20 protein-coding genes are annotated in these 17,051 nt (G+C 62.5%); 15 read left to right on the top strand and 5 right to left on the bottom strand.

Going from position 1 to position 17,051, the window contains the following annotated elements; translation table 11 throughout:
• Positions 1-25: 25 nt before the first annotated feature.
• Positions 26-1,066 carry a cupin-like domain-containing protein gene (locus AC1DXS_RS03585; protein ID WP_477736207.1) on the top strand — a complete coding sequence of 347 codons (1,041 nt, stop codon included), beginning with the start codon at positions 26-28 and terminating at the stop codon, positions 1,064-1,066.
• A 242-nt stretch (positions 1,067-1,308) separates the two neighbouring features.
• On the opposite strand, the gene AC1DXS_RS03580 is transcribed toward AC1DXS_RS03585, so the two are convergent.
• The 3 genes from AC1DXS_RS03580 to AC1DXS_RS03570 all read right to left on the bottom strand — a co-directional run bounded on the left by AC1DXS_RS03580 (position 1,309) and on the right by AC1DXS_RS03570 (position 5,120).
• Positions 1,309-2,646 (bottom strand): 3-deoxy-D-manno-octulosonic acid transferase, encoded by a 1,338-nt coding sequence (locus tag AC1DXS_RS03580; RefSeq protein ID WP_477736206.1) that lies wholly within the window; start codon positions 2,644-2,646, stop codon positions 1,309-1,311.
• Complete coding sequence (gene waaC / locus AC1DXS_RS03575) at positions 2,643-3,650, bottom strand: lipopolysaccharide heptosyltransferase I (protein WP_477736205.1); 1,008 nt, start codon at positions 3,648-3,650, stop codon at positions 2,643-2,645. Before waaC ends, AC1DXS_RS03580 begins: the two co-directional genes overlap by 4 nt.
• A gap of 84 nt (positions 3,651-3,734) precedes the next feature.
• Positions 3,735-5,120: a phosphomannomutase/phosphoglucomutase gene (locus tag AC1DXS_RS03570; protein ID WP_477736204.1), complete on the bottom strand. Its 1,386-nt coding sequence runs from the start codon at positions 5,118-5,120 to the stop codon at positions 3,735-3,737.
• A 221-nt stretch (positions 5,121-5,341) separates the two neighbouring features.
• On the opposite strand from AC1DXS_RS03570, the gene AC1DXS_RS03565 reads away from it, so the two are divergent.
• The 13 genes from AC1DXS_RS03565 to AC1DXS_RS03505 all read left to right on the top strand — a co-directional run bounded on the left by AC1DXS_RS03565 (position 5,342) and on the right by AC1DXS_RS03505 (position 14,216).
• The gene (locus tag AC1DXS_RS03565) at positions 5,342-6,850 is read left to right on the top strand and encodes a DNA-3-methyladenine glycosylase 2 family protein (RefSeq protein WP_477736203.1); all 1,509 of its coding nucleotides are present in this window, start codon (positions 5,342-5,344) and stop codon (positions 6,848-6,850) included.
• A gap of 196 nt (positions 6,851-7,046) precedes the next feature.
• A complete protein-coding gene (locus tag AC1DXS_RS03560) occupies positions 7,047-7,568 on the top strand; it encodes a methylated-DNA--[protein]-cysteine S-methyltransferase (protein ID WP_477736202.1) in 522 nt (173 codons plus the stop codon).
• On the top strand, positions 7,565-8,512 hold the full coding sequence (locus tag AC1DXS_RS03555; RefSeq protein WP_477736201.1) for a DMT family transporter: 948 nt from the start codon (positions 7,565-7,567) through the stop codon (positions 8,510-8,512). Before AC1DXS_RS03560 ends, AC1DXS_RS03555 begins: the two co-directional genes overlap by 4 nt.
• A complete protein-coding gene (locus AC1DXS_RS03550; protein WP_477736200.1) occupies positions 8,509-8,679 on the top strand; it encodes a hypothetical protein in 171 nt (56 codons plus the stop codon). The genes AC1DXS_RS03555 and AC1DXS_RS03550 overlap by 4 nt, the downstream gene beginning before the upstream one ends.
• A gap of 81 nt (positions 8,680-8,760) precedes the next feature.
• On the top strand, positions 8,761-9,990 hold the full coding sequence (locus AC1DXS_RS03545; protein WP_477736199.1) for a serine hydrolase domain-containing protein: 1,230 nt from the start codon (positions 8,761-8,763) through the stop codon (positions 9,988-9,990).
• A gap of 72 nt (positions 9,991-10,062) precedes the next feature.
• Entirely contained in the window at positions 10,063-10,359 is a 297-nt protein-coding gene (locus AC1DXS_RS03540) for a hypothetical protein (RefSeq protein ID WP_477736198.1), read from the top strand.
• 99 nt (positions 10,360-10,458) lie between these two features.
• Complete coding sequence (locus tag AC1DXS_RS03535) at positions 10,459-11,043, top strand: hypothetical protein (RefSeq protein ID WP_477736197.1); 585 nt, start codon at positions 10,459-10,461, stop codon at positions 11,041-11,043.
• Positions 11,044-11,098: 55 nt separating this feature from the next.
• Positions 11,099-11,500, top strand: coding sequence for a hypothetical protein (locus AC1DXS_RS03530; RefSeq protein ID WP_477736196.1), 402 nt, complete (start codon positions 11,099-11,101; stop codon positions 11,498-11,500).
• 107 nt (positions 11,501-11,607) lie between these two features.
• Entirely contained in the window at positions 11,608-12,015 is a 408-nt protein-coding gene (locus AC1DXS_RS03525; RefSeq protein ID WP_477736195.1) for a hypothetical protein, read from the top strand.
• Positions 12,016-12,032: 17 nt separating this feature from the next.
• The gene (locus AC1DXS_RS03520) at positions 12,033-12,551 is read left to right on the top strand and encodes a DMP19 family protein (protein ID WP_477736194.1); all 519 of its coding nucleotides are present in this window, start codon (positions 12,033-12,035) and stop codon (positions 12,549-12,551) included.
• Positions 12,552-13,082: 531 nt separating this feature from the next.
• Positions 13,083-13,331, top strand: a complete 249-nt coding sequence (locus AC1DXS_RS03515; RefSeq protein ID WP_413327766.1) for a hypothetical protein — start codon at positions 13,083-13,085, stop codon at positions 13,329-13,331.
• A gap of 24 nt (positions 13,332-13,355) precedes the next feature.
• A complete protein-coding gene (locus AC1DXS_RS03510; protein ID WP_477736193.1) occupies positions 13,356-13,724 on the top strand; it encodes a hypothetical protein in 369 nt (122 codons plus the stop codon).
• Between the two features lie 117 nt (positions 13,725-13,841).
• Complete coding sequence (locus AC1DXS_RS03505; RefSeq protein ID WP_477736192.1) at positions 13,842-14,216, top strand: VOC family protein; 375 nt, start codon at positions 13,842-13,844, stop codon at positions 14,214-14,216.
• 781 nt (positions 14,217-14,997) lie between these two features.
• Here AC1DXS_RS03505 and AC1DXS_RS03500 read toward each other — a convergent pair.
• Positions 14,998-16,149 carry a S41 family peptidase gene (locus AC1DXS_RS03500; protein ID WP_477736191.1) on the bottom strand — a complete coding sequence of 384 codons (1,152 nt, stop codon included), beginning with the start codon at positions 16,147-16,149 and terminating at the stop codon, positions 14,998-15,000.
• Positions 16,150-16,181: 32 nt separating this feature from the next.
• Between AC1DXS_RS03500 and AC1DXS_RS03495 the strand changes: the two genes are divergently transcribed.
• Positions 16,182-16,325: a hypothetical protein gene (locus AC1DXS_RS03495; protein ID WP_477736190.1), complete on the top strand. Its 144-nt coding sequence runs from the start codon at positions 16,182-16,184 to the stop codon at positions 16,323-16,325.
• Between the two features lie 22 nt (positions 16,326-16,347).
• Here the strand turns inward: AC1DXS_RS03495 and AC1DXS_RS03490 are convergent, their stop codons facing one another.
• On the bottom strand, positions 16,348-17,007 hold the full coding sequence (locus AC1DXS_RS03490) for a DUF1345 domain-containing protein (protein ID WP_477736189.1): 660 nt from the start codon (positions 17,005-17,007) through the stop codon (positions 16,348-16,350).
• Positions 17,008-17,051 lie beyond the last annotated feature (44 nt).

Genomic DNA, 17,051 nt, shown 5'->3' with positions numbered 1-17,051 from the left:
CAAACCCGCATACAAGGCCCAGGCCATGCCCTCGGCCCTACACGACAACAACATGCTGATGCCCGCCGACTCCGCGATCCCCCTGCCCATCGAAGCCGAGCGCGTGCACGGCGCGCCGGCGCACGTTCCCAAGGGCCCCAGCTTCGAGCTGATCCACGAAACCACCTGGGAAGAGCTCAAGCGCTCGGGCCGCCGGCAGCCGTTTGACAAGCCCGTGCTGGTCAAGGGGGGCATCCACCACTGGCCGGCCTGGAAAAAATGGTCGTTTGAATTCCTCGCCGATGTCTGCGCCGGCAAAGGCGCCGAGGTGCCGGTCAAGTTCACCGACGGCCTGGTCGAGCAAGGCGTGACCAAGGGCCGCCCCTTCCTGCCGGTCGCGCCCTACCTGCGCGAACTCGGCAAGGCCGCGCAACGCGCGCCCGATCCCATGGCCGGCCTGCTGCCCAAGCCGGTGCGCGACGGCTACAAACCCGGCGAGCGCTTTCACCTGAACTGGGCCCACATGCAGTCGTTCAAGCCGACGACCCTGTACCTGGCGCAGTGGGACATCCTTGAGAAATACCCCGAGCTGCGCCGCGACCTGCTCATCAAGAGCCTGTGGCCCGGCCGCATGACCTGGGAATACGTCTTCATGGGCCCGGCCAACACCGTGACCGGCCTGCACAATGACTTCCCGCACAACTGGTTTGTGCAGCTGCAGGGCGTCAAGGAATTCATCCTGTTCTCGCCCGACCAGCGCCAGCACATGTGCCCGGCCGCCAAGTACGACTGGGGCGCCACGCTCAGCGACATCAACGTCTCGCGCCTGCCCGAACAGGTCCGCGAGCTCGCGTCCTTCGAAAAAGCCCACGGCTACCATGCCCGCGTGGAAGCCGGCGATGCCCTGTTCATCCCCAAGCGAACCTGGCACTCGGTGGTCTCGGTGGAGCCCTCCATCAGCCTGGGCATGTTCGGCCTCACACCTTACGAAGTCGCCACCGGCGGCGCCTGGGCCACGCTGCGCGACTGGGCACATCACCTGGGGCTCTACGCCCACAATAACTGCACCTGCCATCAGAAACGTTAGCCCCCACGCTTTTCACTGCGTCTTCGACTTCGTGTAATGCGCGAGGCCTTGCAGGCCGCGGCTCGCGAGACGCTTCGCCTCTGTCGCCCGTCCAAGCCTGCGCAGGCAGGCTTGGAGCCGCGGGCTCCAGCCCCTCGGGGGCCGCTGCGCCTGCGGTCTGGCCCTTCGACAGGCTCAGGACAGGCCGAGGCCAGTCCCGCGGCTCATGCTGTGCTGGGTTGAAGAGCGCCGCGCTGCGGCTATCACCCGCTGACTGTCACAAAGCTCTCTAGCGCAGCTAAGGTCCTGGCTGTGGCGCCGCGATTGCGGTCGGCAAAAGCCAGGCCGGCGGCCACGGCCGCGGCATGCGCGTCGGGCCTGTCCATCCATTTGCGCGCGGTGCGCACGCCCTGCTCCATGTCGACCACGCGCTTCGCTGCGCCGGCTTCGACGGCCAGTTCGGCGGCTTCGGTGAAGTTAAAGGTGTGCGGGCCCATGACCACCGGGCAGCCGCAGGCTGCGGCTTCGATCAGGTTCTGGCCGCCCAGGGGCGCGAAGCTGCCGCCCAGCAGGGCGACGTCGCTCATCGCGTAATACATCGCCATCTCGCCCAGCGAATCACCGAGCCAGACGTCCGCCTGCAGCGCCTCATCGCTGAGGCCTGTCGCATCGTCAGCCCAGCCGGAACGGCGCGACACGCGCAGGCCGTGCTGCTGCACCAGGGCCTCCACTTCGTTGAAACGCTGCGGGTGGCGCGGCACCAGCAAAATCCTGAAACGGCTTGCGCTTTCGTGCGCGGGAACATCGGCGGTTGGTGCATGTTCCGACTGGGCCATGGCATTGAGCTGCTGCAGAAAAAGCTCTTCCTCACCCTCGCGCGAACTCGCGAACATCATCACCGGCAGCCCCAGCGCGCGGCGCCAGAACTTGCCTTTTTCCTGCTGGGCGTCGTCCAGCGAGGCATCGAACTTGAGGTTGCCGAACACGCCGCTGACCTGCGCGCCGGCCTGGCGAAAGCGGCGCGCATCATCTTCCGTTTGCGCGTACACCGCCGACAGCGCGGCATAGGCGGGGATCGACAGCGGCGACATCCGCAGCGCCTGCTTCAACGACTTTTCGGAGAGCCGGCCGTTGACCAGCGCCAGCGGCATGCCGCGCGCTTTGGCGGCGGCCACCAGGTTGGGCCAGACTTCGGTTTCCATCAACAGCCCGAGCCGCGGCTTGAAGTGTTCGAAAAAGCGAGCGACCGCACCCGGACTGTCCCAGGGCTGCCACACCTGCACATCGCCGGGCTGCAGCAGGGCCACGCCTTCGGCGCGCCCCGTGGCAGTGCCGTGCGTCAGCAAAATGCGCAGGCCGGGATGGCGCTCGCGCAAGGCCCTGAGCAGCACGCCTGCGGTGCGAGTTTCGCCCAGCGAGACAGCATGCACCCAAACCAGCCCGGAAGCAGTCTCTGCCGGCTGCGTGTAGCGCCCGAAGCGCTCTTCCACGGCTTCCAGGTAACCGGGCTCCTGCTTCGCGCGGCGCGCCAGCTTGCGGCGCAGCAGCGGCTGCACGCACCACATCAGCAACGAATAGAGTTTGAGGGCCAGCGCGCTCATGCGGCGGCTCCAGCCGCGCTGCAGGCCAGCCAGGCTTGCCAGATGGCTTCGACATCCGGTGCCGGCTGCGCAAATACGCTGATTTGCCGGCTGGAGGTTTCAGGCCCGGTGCGCCAGGCCGTGTCGAAGTTGTAGATCTGCACGTGCGGCAGATCCAGCGCAACGGCGATGTGGCTCACGCCGCTGTCCACGCCGATCACGCCTGCGCATTGCCCGAGTTCGTCGGTGAGCGCGTCCAGCGCCAGCGCGGGCGGCACCACGGCAGAATCCGCCGCCGTGCGGTTGAGCGCCTCGGCAATCGCCTGGCTGGTGGCCAACTCGGCGGCAGTGCCGTGCGGCAACAGCAGTTGATAGCCATCGGTGTTCAAACGCTGGCCCAGCGCGACCCAGTGGCTCAGCGGCCATTCCTTGTCGGCGCGCGAGGTGCCGTGGACAAACGCGATGCGGCCCTTGGGGAAGTGGTCATTGATCTTTGCGGGCGCTGCAGGCAATTTCAAACCAAAGTGCGTCGCAGCTGCATAGGTGTAGCCCAGCGCGCGCGCGGCGAGCTCACGCGAACGCAGCACGGCATGGATATGCGGCTCAACGGCAATCGCCACGTCGGCCACCCATCGCGTAGGGGCTTCATAACCGGAACCATCGGTCTGGTTGGCCAAGGCATAACGCCTGCCGCCGGGCGCCAGCCGCGCCAGCCGCGCCACCAGAGCGGACTTGGTCAATCCCTGCAAATCGATGACGGCGTCGTAGGCCTCCTGCCGCAGCCGCGCCTTGAAGGCCCGCCATTCCTGTCGCGTCACCACAGTCCAAAAGGACTTGCGCCAGCGCCGTATCTCGCAGGGGATCACGCGATGCAGCCCTTCGCTGCGTGCCAACAGGGAGGCGAAAGATTTTTCCACCACCCAGTCAATCTGCGCATCCGGGAAAGCGGCGCGTATGTCCTGCACCACGGGCAGGGTATGCACCACATCGCCCAGGGACGAGAGCTTGACCAGGAGAATTTTCATGAAGGCAGTGAAAACGCAAAACGCTGATTTTCACCGCAGAATGCCCTCGGGCCGGGGAAACCTCAAAAAAGGCGGTTTCAGCCCTTAATGTGCGGCCGCAGCCAGGCTGGCGTCGGGTTTGACGCCGCGCAGCAAGGCCAGCATATCGGCCTCAATACGCTCCATGGCCTGCTGGGTATGCCCCTCAAAACGCAGCACCAGCACCGGCGTGGTGTTGGACGCGCGTATCAGGCCAAAGCCGTCGGGCCAGTCCACACGTACGCCATCGATGGTCGAAATTTTGGCCGGTGCCGCAAACTTCGCGGACTTGATCAAGGCTTCCACCACGGCATGCGGCTCGCCTTCCTTGCAGGCCACATTGAGTTCGGGCGTGCTGAAGCTGGTGGGCAAGGCATTGAGCACGATGCCGGCATCCGGCACACGGCTCAGGATCTCGAGCAAACGGGCGCCGGCATAAGTGCCGTCGTCAAAGCCATACCAGCGTTCCTTGAAGAAGATATGGCCGCTCATCTCGCCGCCCAGCGGCGAATCGACTTCCTTCATGCGGGCCTTGATCAGCGAATGGCCGGTCTTGTACATCATGGGCACACCGCCGGCGGCCTCGATCTCGGGCGCCAGTCGCTGCGAGCATTTCACGTCGAACAAAATCGTGCCACCCGGCACACGCGACAGCACGTCGCGGGAGAACAGCATCATCTGGCGGTCGGGGTAAATATTCTGGCCGTCCTTGGTGACGATGCCCAGGCGGTCGCCGTCGCCGTCAAAGGCCAGGCCCAGTTCGGCATCGCCGCTTTGCAGGGCCTTGATCAGGTCCTTCAGGTTCTCGGGTTTGCTTGGGTCGGGATGGTGGTTGGGAAAGTTGCCATCCACTTCGCTGAAGAGCTCGGTGACCTCGCAGCCCAGGGCGCGAAAGATGGCGGGGGCCGAGGCGCCGGCAATGCCGTTGCCCGAATCTACAACAATTTTCATAGGGCGCTCCAGCTTGATGCCGGAGACGATGCGCTCGCGGTAAGCCGCACCCACGTCGACCTGGCGAATCGCGCCGGCCTGCTTGGGCAGCACCCACTCCTGGCCTTCTATGGTGCGGCGCAGCGCCTGGATTTCTTCGCCATAGATCGCGCGCCCGGCCAGCACCATCTTGAAGCCGTTGTAGTCCTTGGGGTTGTGGCTGCCCGTGACCTGTATGCCGGAGCCAGCCAGCGTGCTGGCGGCAAAGTACAGCATGGGCGTGGTCACCATGCCCACATCGATCACGTCGATGCCCGTAGCGGCCAGGCCGCGCATCAGCGCCGCGCTCAGCGACTGCCCGCTGAGCCTGCCGTCGCGGCCCACAGCCACGGCTTTCTCGCCTTCGGCCAGCGCCGCCATGCCGAAGGCCTTGCCCAGCGCCTCGGCCATCGCTTCATGGATGGTGGACGGCACGATGCCGCGTATGTCGTAGGCCTTGAAGATGGACGGGTTGATTTGCATCAGGGTCGGTTCCTGCGGATGGGAGATATGGAGACGCAGCCGGGATAGGCTGGGAAAGCGCATTCATTGTAGGTGGCGCCCCTGCGGCTTTCTGTAGGCGGCAGCCGTTTCCGGCCAGTCCGTTCAGACTATTGCAGGCCCCGTTTTGGGCCGTCACGGGCCCCAAGGGACATGTCCGAAAACGGCCAGTCAAAACCGCCCTGCGGCGTATCATTTCTTCCATGGACCGCGACAACACCCCTCTGGCCGACAACGACTGCTACCTCGCCCTGAAGGCGCGGGATGCGCGTTTTGACGGCAGCTTTTTCACCGGCGTGACCTCCACCGGCATCTATTGCCGGCCGGTCTGCAGCGTGAAAACGCCCAAGCGCGAGAACTGCCGTTTCTTCCACCATGCGGCCCAGGCCGAGAATGCGGGCTTCCGGCCCTGCCTGCGCTGCCGGCCCGAGCTGGCACCGCATTCGGTGGTGTGGTCCATCCAGGATGCTTCCTACATCCTGGCCCACCAGGCGGCACGCCTGCTCGACGAGCCCGAAGTCTGGGCCGGCGAAGCGCCCTCGGTCGACAAACTCGCGGCGCGGCTGGGCGTGAGCGACCGCCATGTGCGGCGCATCTTCGAAGCGCAGTTCGGCGTCTCGCCCATGCAGTATTTGCAGACGCACAGGCTGCACACCGCCAAGCAGTTGCTGGCCGACACCGACCTGCCGATCACGCAGATCGCGCTAATCAGCGGCTTTGCCAGTGTGCGCCGCTTCAACGCTGCCTTTGTCGAGCATTACAAGCTCAACCCCACGCAGCTGCGGCGCCAGGGTGCGGCACGCAGCGGCGATGTGGGCGAAGGCGCAACCATACGGCTGGGCTACCGCCCGCCTTATGACGTGCAGGCCATGCTGGCTTTCTTCAGCAAGCGATGCATCAGCGCCATCGAATTCATTGACGCCGAAGCGGCGCGACCCTGCCTGGGCCGGACTTTGCGCATGGAGTCCGCCGGCAAGCAACACACAGGCTGGCTGCTGGCGAGCTTTGAGGAAGACCGATCGCGGCTGGTGCTGCGCGTGAGCGATTCGCTGCGCGAAGTGCTGCCGCTGGTGATACGCCGCGTGCGCACCACCTTTGACCTGGACGCCGACCCGACGGCCGTCAACGGCGTGCTGCATGCCGCCTTCCCCGAAGGCGACGGGCTGCGCGTGCCGGGCGCGCTGGACGGCTACGAACTCGCGGTGCGCGCCGTGCTGGGCCAACAGATCACCGTGRCCGCCGCGCGCACCCTGGCCCAGCGCATGGTGGACCGCTTTGGCGAGCCGGTGGAAACGCCGTGGCCCAAGCTGACGCGGCTCTTCCCCGCCCCCGCCGTGCTGGCGGCCGCCAGCGGCGACGCGCTGGGGCAGTTGGGCATCGTCAAGCAGCGCCAGGCCGCGATTGTGGGCATTGCCCAGGCGGTGGCCGACAAACGCCTGCAGCTGCACAGCGGCGCCGATGTCAACGCCACGCTGGCCACGCTCAAGGAATTGCCCGGCATAGGCGATTGGACCGCCCAGTACATCGCCATGCGCGCGCTGCGCTGGCCCGACGCCTTTCCGGCGGGCGACGTGGCGCTGCACAAGGCCCTGGGCGTGCAGGGCCTGAAGAACCCGGCGCGCGAAGCAGAGCTGGCCTCGGCGGCCTGGAAACCCTGGCGCAGCTACGCCGTGATACGCGCCTGGAGCGGCACGCTGGAGCGCCCCGGCTGACGGCGATTCATGCGTGAGCGGAATGAATCCGGTGCCCCGATTTCATTGGACGGTTCAGCGCCCCGGCGCGAACATCGCCGGTGGATCATCGAGCCGACCTTTGCCCGCAAAACACCCAGCCAGCCAAAGCCGCCTATTCAGGGCTCAAAAAGACCTGATAAGGCAGACACTCGAAACCATTCAAAAGGTGAACAAGATGAAATTCGACAACTCCATCGTCCAGACAACTTTTCACAGCCCCCTGGGGGAAATGATCATTGCCGCCACCGACAAAGGCCTGGCCGGCGTCTGGTTTGCGGGCCAGCGGCATTTGCCGCCGCAGCTCGTGAAACCCTATGTGTGGCGTGAAGACGCCGAGCACCCGGTGCTCAGGCAGGCCATCACCCAGCTGACTGAATACTATGCCGGTACGCGCACCGCCTTCGACCTGCCACTGGACCTGGGCCACGGCACGGCCTTCCAGCAGTCGGTGTGGCAGGCCTTGCTGGCCATCCCGCAAGGCGGCACCTTGAGCTACGGCCAGGTCAGCCAGCGCATAGGCAAACCCGAGGCGGTGCGCGCCGTGGGCGCGGCAGTCGGCCGCAACCCGCTCAGCGTGATCGTGCCCTGCCACCGCGTGCTGGGCTCCGACGGTTCGCTCACGGGTTATGCCGGTGGGCTGCACCGCAAGACCGCCTTGCTTAAACTCGAGGGTGCACTTCAGGAGGCCATGCTGTGAGTTCCACCCCTTCCGGCATCGCCGCGCCCCTGGGCGCGGCCGCCAAGCCCAAAAGCTGGGTCGCCGACTTTGTGATGCTGGCCGCCATTTGGGGCTCGTCCTTTCTGTTCATGCGCATCAGCACGGTGGAGTTCGGCCCACTGCCGACCGCCGCCCTGCGCGTGGCCATCGCCGCGCTCTTCCTGCTGCCCATCGTGTGGCTGCGCGGCCTGCTGCCTGAGCTCAAGGCCAACTGGAAAAAGATTTTCGTCATCGGCGTGCTCAATTCAGGTATTCCCTTTGCCTGCTTTTCCTTCGCGCTGCTCTCCATCACCACTGGCCTCTCGGCCATCCTCAACGCCACCGTGCCCATGTTCGGCGCGCTGATCGCCTGGTTGTGGCTCAAGGACAAACCCAACGGCTCGCGCATCCTGGGGCTGATCGTCGGCTTTGCCGGCGTCGCCATGCTGGCCTGGGACAAAGCCACCTTCAAGCCCGACGCATCCGGCGTGGCGCCGGGCTGGGCCGTGCTGGCCTGCCTGTTTGCCTGCCTGTGCTACGGCATCTCGGCCAGCTACACCAAACGCTACCTGACGGGCATGCCGCCCCTGGTCACGGCCGCCGGCAGCCAGATAGGCGCGACCCTGGGCCTGGCCCTGCCCGCCGCCTGGCTGTGGCCGGCGCAGATGCCGGGCGCACACGCCTGGCTGGCGCTGCTGGCCGTGGGCGTACTTTGCACCGGCGTGGCCTACATCCTGTTCTTTCGCCTGATTGAAAACGCCGGCCCGCCGCGCGCGCTGTCCGTCACCTTCATGGTGCCGGTGTTCGCCGTGATCTACGGCGTGATCTTCCTCGGCGAGCATGTGACGGCCTGGATGGTGATCTGCGCCGTGGTGATTGTGTGCGGCACGGCGCTCTCGACCGGGCTGCTCAAGCTGGGCCGCAAGGCCCCAACACAGGGATGACTTCGGCCCGCAAGGCCAAGCTCAAGATCAAGCTGGCCGCGCCCAAGCCGCGTAATCCGCTGGTAGCGGCCGCCGCTCAGCGCAAAGCGGGCTCACACCGCAAGTCTGAAGCGAGCCTGCGCAAAAAAGAAAAGATGGCGCTGAAGAAGCAGCTGTTTCAGCTGTAATACGCCGTCATGCGCGTGTCGCCCAAGCTGGGTGAGAATCGGGGCTCCATCAACCTGGTTCACACAACAAGGGCGACCCACATGCTGCAGTTCCATGCTTCCGGCCAGGCCGGGCGCGCTACCACTTCCATGGCTTCAACAGCAGGCCTGCGTGCCTTGCTCACGGGCTTCTGCCTGCTGGCCTCCGCCAGCGGCGCACAAGCGCAAGCCTCGCTCGATGCCATGGTCACCGCGGAAGCCAAGGAGGCCGGCTTCCCCGCGATGGCTGCGGCAGTGGTCAGCAAGGGCACGCTGATGGCCGTGGGCACGGGCGGCACGCGCCGCGTCGGCACCCAAATTCCCGTCACGCACCAGGACCGTTTCCACATAGGCTCAGACACCAAGGCCATGACATCCCTGCTGGCCGCCATGATGGTCGAGGCCGGCAAGCTGCGCTGGGACAGCACTTTCGAGCAGGTGTTTCCCGAACTGGCCGCCGGCATGGATGCCGGCGTCAAACGCGTCACGCTGACCCAATTGCTGTCGCACACCAGCGGCCTGCCCTCGGACAACGCGGATTTTGACGCGCTGCTGGCCAAGGTGGTCTTCCAGCCCGGCAACCTCAACGACCAGCGCTACTGGATGGTCAAGCAGACCATCACCAAGCCCCTGGCCCGCGAGCCCGGCGCGTCATTCGCCTATTCCAACCTCGGCTACACCCTGGCCGGCGCCATGATTGAGCGCGTGGGCGAGAAGTCGTGGGAAGAACTGATCTTTGACCGCGTCTTCACGCCGCTGCAACTCACCAGCGCCGGCATAGGCCCGCAAGCCACCCTGGGCCGCATCGACGCGCCGCTGGGCCACGCCATCGTCGATGGAAAGCTCAAGGCCATGATTGGCGGCCCCGAAGCCGACAACCCCCTGGTCATCAGCCCGGCTGGCACGGCCCACATGTCGGTGCTGGATTTTGTGCAGTGGGGCAGCTGGATGGCGGGGCAAGGCAAGCGCGCGCCCTTCCTGGTCAAGCCTGAGACCATGAAGAAGCTCGTCACCCCCGTGGTCTCCATGTCGGCCGCCTCGACCTCATCCACCACGGTGGCGGGCGCAGCGCAGTACGCGCTGGGCTGGGGCTCCACCAAAATGGCCTGGACGCCCTACCCCGTCGCCTTCCACGGCGGCTCCAACAATATGAACAAGGCCTATATCTGGGTCGACACCGAACGCGACGCGGCCATTGTCGTCATGACCAATGTGGCCACGCCCAATACCGATGACGTGATGCAGAGGCTGGCCGGCAAGCTGTATGAGCGTTACGTGAGCGGGGCGAAGTAAAAATCTTTCGGAATCCTTTTCGTTAGGTCTCAAGTGTCGAAGCAACGTCAACGTCATCTTGGCCGACAGCCCATGGAGGAATCAATCCGCCTGGCGCTGGTGGAGTTTGTCGCAGCCGCGGGTGAAGTCGATGTCCAGCGCATGCGCTACGACTGGAGGGAAGACGACGTTCTTATCCAGCTCCATCTGCACAAGCCGATTTCAAGTTCTGCGCTGCTGCATTTCCGGCGCGAAATTGCAGCTATCTTTCGAAAAATCATGACTGCTAGCGACCCACTTCAGGAATGGCTTGTGGTCATTGATCACGCCAGTGAGGAAATCGGACGGGTCTCGCCCTCTACCAATTTGGACGATATCGCGCATGACTGAGAAGCGAAGAACTAACCGCACAATTGACACGTACGCACGAATGTGTCCGCTCCCTTCGATCGCACCTGGCCCTTACCTACCATCTACCTTAGCCTGCCCATGAACACATTTCAGCCCGGGGACTACTACGAAGACTGCTCGTTCCATCCTTGTCTCTGCGTCGAGGTGGATGGAAAGGGGGGAATCAGTGGCATTTCCCTCATCGATGGGTCATCGCCGCGATCATGTGGCATCGTCCGTTGTGGTGTGCGGAAGCTGACGCTCGACGAAGTGATGCTCTGGAAACAGAAGGGACCGCAGAATGCTGACCATCCCTGGGTACCACTGCCGGACAAGCAGTGGTGGTGGCCGCGCCCCATCGAAGGACTCAATCCCGCCGCCGCACTGGAGTTCCTCTACGAGTCATCCTTGAACTACCTGCGCAGTTTTGCAAAATCCCAGCTGGGAAATGAGATCGTTGGCTGGTATGCAGCTTCGGGCCACTCTAATGATCGCGGCCCTGGCTCGCCCGCTGAAGCGTCCTACCAAGTGCGAGGCTCGGCCGCGCGTGGCAGCGTCCGGGTCGAAGCCGTGAAGGAAGGTCGGCTCTGGCCCATTCAGAGAATTCATCTCACGCTCGAAGGGCAGAATGAGTCGTTCGTCTTCGAAGGAGAGTCAGTGAGAGGATGCGGCCGCGCAGGTTAAGGCGACAATCGACATGGGCCCATCCAACCGGAGGCGCAACTAAGTGGAAATGACTATGACAATGACACGTCGCTACTTATTCACTACCGCCGTGGCGCTCCTGGTCATCACAGGTATTGCCGGAGCGTATGTAGCCGGCATTCACATTGGCAGAGGCCAGGCCAAGGACGCGTATGGCCAGATGCTTGCATCAGTTCAAGCGGACCTGGGCCTCACAAAATTGCAGCGCCTGCGTGAGCTTGAAGGTGAACTTTCCCGTGGGTGCACGAAAGAGACACTCGCAAAGTTGCGGATAGACATTGATTCCCAACTTCATGTTCTTGCTTCGCTCTATCAGGATCAGAGGGGTACTTGGGTCATGAACGATCTCGCCAAAAGAGATCCGGCGATCCTGGATCAATTGAAGACCTTTAAGCCGCAACAAGACTCCTGGACGGAGCCGAAATGCATCTTATGAAACGTACTCCGCCTAATTAGCCGTCCAAGTCGAAGGTCTGCGGCCCCGCCTGACCATTTCAAGGATATATTTCCGGGACTCAATACCCACACACCAAGGAGGAAAGCATGAGCGACACAATCTGGGTCCGCAGAAAGTCCAAAGTCGGCACCGATGATTCAGGCGACGACTACGACCACTCGCTCTTTTGCAAGGCCTCTGAAGAACTGGACAAGCTCGCCAAAAGCCTGGGCGTGCGTCCGCTGTCGGACTTCATCGACACCACCGACATGCAGTACAACTTTTCCGAGGAAGACCTTCCAGAATCGTGGATTGTCGAAAATGAAAAATGGTTTGCGCCCGCGGACGCACTGCCCTCCCTCACGAAGATCATCGAGCATTTGAAGGCCGGCGAAGTCAAAGGCATCAAGGAAAAGCTGCGCCCCGAACTGATTGAGGAACTGGACGACTGCCTGGCCAAAGTAGCTGAGGCCGGGAAAGAGGCCGACCAGTTCCATTTTTGCCTCGTGATGTGAGGCCTGGGGCTCCACCCATGCCACCCTACTCGCCGCCGCCCCTGCTTGAGCCGTCCCTGCGCGCCTTGCAGGACTATATGCATCGCTTCTACCCGGACCGGGCCGACAGTGATCCCATCCCCCTCGACTTCTGGTCGGTCGACGATGATGAGCTCTTCCTCGAAATCCTGAGCTACATGCCCTTGCACATCAGCGAAGAAGCGCAAGCCCGCTTCGCCGAGTGGCCTGTCGCCTTTCAACTCGCATTCCCGATTTTCTGGCTTGAAGACGACTATGAATTCAACGGCTGGACCGCGTTGACGAATGCGGGTGAGGATCTTCTTCAACGCGCGGTGGATGCTTACGACCGCATCGGTATGCACGCCGAAGCACAGGCCCTTACCAAGGCCTTGTCATCGGTCCGTCAGGCGCCTGAAGATGAAGAGGCCGCCGAGCGAGCGTACAAGTCCGTCCCGAATCCCTATGCGGACGATGAGGCCAAATTTAATGAGCTGCTGCGCTTCTTTCGTGGGAATTCGGGGCTTTGGCAGGGATGAATCCGAAATCTCCCACCCCACCAAAGCGCCGCGCATGGCTGGCAACACTCGTCGGAGGCGTCGCCCTGACCGGACTTTTTTTCGCATCCATCGTGGCGGAGCCGGCTCTGATAGCCTTGGCGATGGAATCAGCGACAGCGGAGCCCCGGTCCCGCGCAGGCGGTTGGGCCAATAGCGGTGTCTGGCTGGTCTCCATCGGCGCTTGCTGTCTTGCACTACTGGCCATTGGGTATGTCGCGAAGCGTTTGAGCCCGGCAGGCTCGTGGCTTGCACCGAACATCTTATTCGGAGTTGTAGTCGCCTATGGATTCTTCGCCCAGTTTCCGGCTACGCAATCTCACTTGCGAATAGCGCTGTGGTCGATAGCACTGCCGGCGAGTTTGGCGATCGGCGCATGGCTTGCCTCCCGGAAGCAAAATGCTGCCTGATCCACAGCCGATCTGACGTCCCCAGGTCGTTTCCGCCATCAAGCGCCTGCGGAATCGCCTGAGTACCTCGACAAGAAACTGCAGAAATCGTGAAGACTATTCAATGAGTACTTTCCTGATCCGCGCGGGCTGCGTACTGGCACTCATTGGGGCCTTGCTGTTGTCTGGTGCCGAAGACCTTCTACCGCTTGAACTTTGGGCCTGGATGCATGGAATTCCTGCTGACGGCCAGTATTTCAGGGCCGGTCCGGTGGAAGGTCACCACTTCGTTGAGTTCATTATTCTTGGTGTTGGCGTTGCATTTGTAGCGGCCGGTTGGATTTTGCGCCGGAGGCGAAATGCAGATGCTTAGGACGGCGTTCGAGACTGCTGCCTTATGAGTACCAACGCAATGAAAGCATCACCAGCACACTGGCTGGTAGGCAAGTGGCACTCAGATCGCGAGCGGACGATCCACGAGTGGGGTGATTTCCCACCAGGCTCCGCCGACTTTCAAAGATTGGTTCAACGCGACCTCGGAAAACTGTTCATCACCTACGACGGCAATACCTCCACAACGACCTTCGAAGAGACAGGTACCTCAAGTCCTTACAAAGTCTTGTGGTACTCAAATGATTCCGTCTTTCTGGTCATCGGTTCTGGCGAGGAAGAGTCAGGCCAGCACATCCACTTTCAGTCCCTCACTGTCTATTGGGTTCACACTGGGCGTTTTATTGAATTCTTCAGCAAAGTCAATGAGAACTGACAGCTTGCCTGCAAGATTACCCAGACTCACACTGAGGGGCCAAAGCATGCATGAAAAACAGCGAATTCATCATTGAGCAATATCCTGGCGACGAGCTGGTGCATTTCAGGAGAACCCATGTTTGACCACGTCAAATTCGGCGTCAGCGACTATGCGGCGAGCAAGGCCTTTTTCCTCAAGGCACTTGAGCCGCTCGGCGTCACTGTTGCCTCTGAAGGGCCACCGGCCTACGGCGTCGAACTGAGCTCAAAGGCCAAGGCTTCCTTGTGCCTGTTCCAGACCGCGGAGAAACCGGCACATCTTCATCTGGCGTTTGTCGCCAGCAATCGCCGGCAGGTCGAGGATTTCTACCGAGCGGCGCTGGAGGCGGGCGGCAAAGACAATGGCCCGCCCGGCCTGCGCCCGCACTACCACGCGAACTACTACGCGGCTTTTGTCATTGGCCCTGACGGGCACAACTTCGAGATGGTTTGCCACGAACCTGAGGCCTGAATGCCGGGCACATGCTACTTGCATATCCAGCAAACGCTTGCGAGCACACGGTGGAGAAACCAGAGTCCTAGCAATACAGTGACGGCGATTATCAAGAGGCAGCCAGTGGCCCCAGAGGCGGTAAAACTCTGCCTTTTGTGCTTCGGATCGCGAGACGCGTAACGCGCCCTGTTGCAGGTATGGCAAGCAGAAGCTCCCAAACTATTAAAAGCTCCGCACGTCTTGCATTCCCAGTCGCTCATCGCCGCCTAACGTTCGACATGAGGAGCGGCCGCGAGTGGGCGAAGCCCGCTTGTGGATGTCCGCTTGACCGAGATGTTAGGCCGCTGACTGTTGCCCAACGACATAGAAGAGTTGCTCCCGTTCGAACTTGACGGTTGCTTCGCCGAAGCGAACTGTGACTTTTCCATCGACCACACCTACGCCAGACTCTACGATGCCATGCTGTCCGATTGACAGGGGGCACGAGAACTCCGATGGTAAGGAGCGCACTGTTACTTGATGGCCCGGCTTCAATTCGACCCAGCACCGAATGCACTCCAACAAGGGCATTCCGTCTTCTGCGCGCTGTCGCACATGCTCACGTTCCCATTCTCTGGGGTCGCCCCTAACCGAAAGATGAAATGATTCATGGCACACAGGGCAGCGGGCGAATGGCATTCAGAGCCCCTAGCGTTCGACGTAGGGGGCGGATTGGGGCCTGCAGCAAGACATCCCCTTGACGGAAGTGTCAGGCGGCAACCCGACAGACTTCCCGTGAACGCACGCGCACCTCTTCATCTCATGATGGCGCACGAAGCCAGCCGACCGCCTTGCTCAAACCGGGATCCTGGTCCGTCCCTGTATCTTCCAGTCGCTGGAGGTCCGGGGCCTGCAGGTCCGGCTCCAGTCCATTGCCTTGCAACTGCCGGCCACCTGGCGTTTTGTAAAACGCGGTGGTCAGCTTGATCGCCGCGTCTTTCGACAACGGCCTGATCGTCTGAATCGTTCCCCGGCCAAAGGTCTTGCTTCCCATCAATTTCGCGCGGTTGTTGTCTCTCAGTGCCGCGGCGATGATCTCCGCGCCGGACGCAGTACCGGCATTGACAAGCACCAGCAGCGGTACGGACTTCATGGCCTCAGGCCAGTCGTCACGTTTGGCATGGCTGCCTTTCAGAATCTCGTCCCTGTTTGCCGTCCAGGCTTTATTCGATTCAGGCAAGCGGCCCTCTGTGCTCACGACCGGCGCATCCGGGGGCAGGAACATCGCCGCCAGTTCGATCGATGACAGCAGCAGCCCGCCGGGAGAGTTTCTCAAGTCGAGTACAAGGCCACGCAGGGGGCCGGTGGCCTGAAGCTTGCGAAACTCCGCGCGCGCATCAGCGGCCGTGTTGTCATTGACGCTGGGAATGCGCAGGTACCCGATGTCAAACGGCGCCCGCCGTGAAGATACCCGCCTGAGATAAGTTGGCTCTCTCACCAGCGTGAGCGAACGGTTCTCCATCTCGCCCGGGCGCCGGATGGCCAGGCTGACTGTTGTGCCGGGTTTTCCTCGCAGCCTTTTTAAGGCGTCTTGGACCTCGCTCTCTTCCATGGAATGGCCATCGATCTCCACGATGTAGTCCTTGGGGCGGAGCCCGGCTCGAGATGCGGGGGATCCTTCAAGGGCTGAGACCACAGTGGGCAAACCCGCACGAACGACTATCTCGACACCAATGCCGACAACATCTTTGGAAGGCCCTCGCTGGAAGTCCTCGAACTCCTCTTTGTCCAGGTAGGCGGACGGTGCGTCCAGTTTGTTCAGCATGCCCTTCATGCAGGAGGCCAGGACTGCAGTGCCTTCCACGGGCTTCACATAGTCCGTCTGGATCATTCCGTAGATGGCGGCGACTTTTTTCAACTCATCCAACACTTCAGGACTGAGCTTCTGCGCTTGGGCCAGGGCGGGATTCATCGAAATCCCCGAAAGGCCAATAAGCAGAAGCAATGATGCTCGACCGTGGTGAGAAAAAAACATCTTTTAAGAACTCCGCTAAAGGTATGCAGCAGGCTTATGGCCATTGCGCCCGCAAGGTCTGCAAGGCGATTCTAGGCGGCCAGCATGGCGGCCGCCTCCTCAATATGGACTAGCCGCAGAGCAAGCAGACGATTCCTACTGCAACGCCCCCGCCACCACATTGATGCTGAGCGCCAGGATCAGCATGTTGAAGCCGAAGGACAGCACACTGTGCACCAGCGTGAGGCGGCGCATCTCGCGCGAGGTGACCTGCACGTCGGAGACCTGCGAGGTCATGCCGACCACGTGGGCGTAGTACAGGAAATCGAAATAATCCGGGTCCAGCCCGCCGGGGAAACACAGGCCGGGGCCGTCGGGCTCGTTGAGTTTTTCTTCCTGGTAATAACGGTGCGCATAACGGAAGGCGTAAATCGTCTGCATGAACAGCCAGGAGGCGGCCAGGGCCGCGACGGAGAGCAGGATCTGGAAGGTGCGCTCCATGCCCGAGAGGCCTTTGGCCTGCTGCATCACGACCGTGATGGCCGCAACGCAGGCCATGGTGGCCAGCAGCATCAGCAAAAACAGCACCACGCTGGGCTCGTCCTGCGCCTGCGCGCGTTCGCGTGTGCGTTGGGCGTCAAAGCGCACGCACAGCCACCAGGCCAGGCCCAGGTAAACGCTGATGCCGGCGCACCAGCCCAGCAGGCCGCAGAACTGCCAGCCCAGGGGCAGCGGCAGGGCCGCCACGATCAATCCGGTCACCAGGCCCAGGGTGAGCCGCTGCGGGCCCGTGGTTTCGGAGAAATGTTTGCGCATGGGCCATTGTGAGGCCGGCTGCCCCCGGCTTCAAGGCCGAGGTT

This window comes from Polaromonas sp. P3_B1, from assembly GCF_056402935.1.
Note: the sequence above shows the minus strand (reverse complement) of the source record. Positions and strands in the feature narration are given on the sequence as shown.

Excerpts from the sequence above, each read along its gene's own strand:
- AC1DXS_RS03585 (WP_477736207.1), top strand. The coding sequence starts at position 26 with ATGCCCTCGGCCCTACACGACAACAACATGCTGATGCCCGCCGACTCC.
- AC1DXS_RS03580 (WP_477736206.1), bottom strand. The coding sequence starts at position 2,646 with ATGAGCGCGCTGGCCCTCAAACTCTATTCGTTGCTGATGTGGTGCGTG.
- waaC (WP_477736205.1), bottom strand. The coding sequence starts at position 3,650 with ATGAAAATTCTCCTGGTCAAGCTCTCGTCCCTGGGCGATGTGGTGCAT.
- AC1DXS_RS03570 (WP_477736204.1), bottom strand. The coding sequence starts at position 5,120 with ATGCAAATCAACCCGTCCATCTTCAAGGCCTACGACATACGCGGCATC.
- AC1DXS_RS03560 (WP_477736202.1), top strand. The coding sequence starts at position 7,047 with ATGAAATTCGACAACTCCATCGTCCAGACAACTTTTCACAGCCCCCTG.
- AC1DXS_RS03550 (WP_477736200.1), top strand. The coding sequence starts at position 8,509 with ATGACTTCGGCCCGCAAGGCCAAGCTCAAGATCAAGCTGGCCGCGCCC.
- AC1DXS_RS03545 (WP_477736199.1), top strand. The coding sequence starts at position 8,761 with ATGCTGCAGTTCCATGCTTCCGGCCAGGCCGGGCGCGCTACCACTTCC.
- AC1DXS_RS03540 (WP_477736198.1), top strand. The coding sequence starts at position 10,063 with ATGGAGGAATCAATCCGCCTGGCGCTGGTGGAGTTTGTCGCAGCCGCG.
- AC1DXS_RS03535 (WP_477736197.1), top strand. The coding sequence starts at position 10,459 with ATGAACACATTTCAGCCCGGGGACTACTACGAAGACTGCTCGTTCCAT.
- AC1DXS_RS03530 (WP_477736196.1), top strand. The coding sequence starts at position 11,099 with ATGACAATGACACGTCGCTACTTATTCACTACCGCCGTGGCGCTCCTG.
- AC1DXS_RS03525 (WP_477736195.1), top strand. The coding sequence starts at position 11,608 with ATGAGCGACACAATCTGGGTCCGCAGAAAGTCCAAAGTCGGCACCGAT.
- AC1DXS_RS03520 (WP_477736194.1), top strand. The coding sequence starts at position 12,033 with ATGCCACCCTACTCGCCGCCGCCCCTGCTTGAGCCGTCCCTGCGCGCC.
- AC1DXS_RS03515 (WP_413327766.1), top strand. The coding sequence starts at position 13,083 with ATGAGTACTTTCCTGATCCGCGCGGGCTGCGTACTGGCACTCATTGGG.
- AC1DXS_RS03510 (WP_477736193.1), top strand. The coding sequence starts at position 13,356 with ATGAGTACCAACGCAATGAAAGCATCACCAGCACACTGGCTGGTAGGC.
- AC1DXS_RS03505 (WP_477736192.1), top strand. The coding sequence starts at position 13,842 with ATGTTTGACCACGTCAAATTCGGCGTCAGCGACTATGCGGCGAGCAAG.
- AC1DXS_RS03500 (WP_477736191.1), bottom strand. The coding sequence starts at position 16,149 with ATGAATCCCGCCCTGGCCCAAGCGCAGAAGCTCAGTCCTGAAGTGTTG.
- AC1DXS_RS03495 (WP_477736190.1), top strand. The coding sequence starts at position 16,182 with ATGATGCTCGACCGTGGTGAGAAAAAAACATCTTTTAAGAACTCCGCT.
- AC1DXS_RS03490 (WP_477736189.1), bottom strand. The coding sequence starts at position 17,007 with ATGCGCAAACATTTCTCCGAAACCACGGGCCCGCAGCGGCTCACCCTG.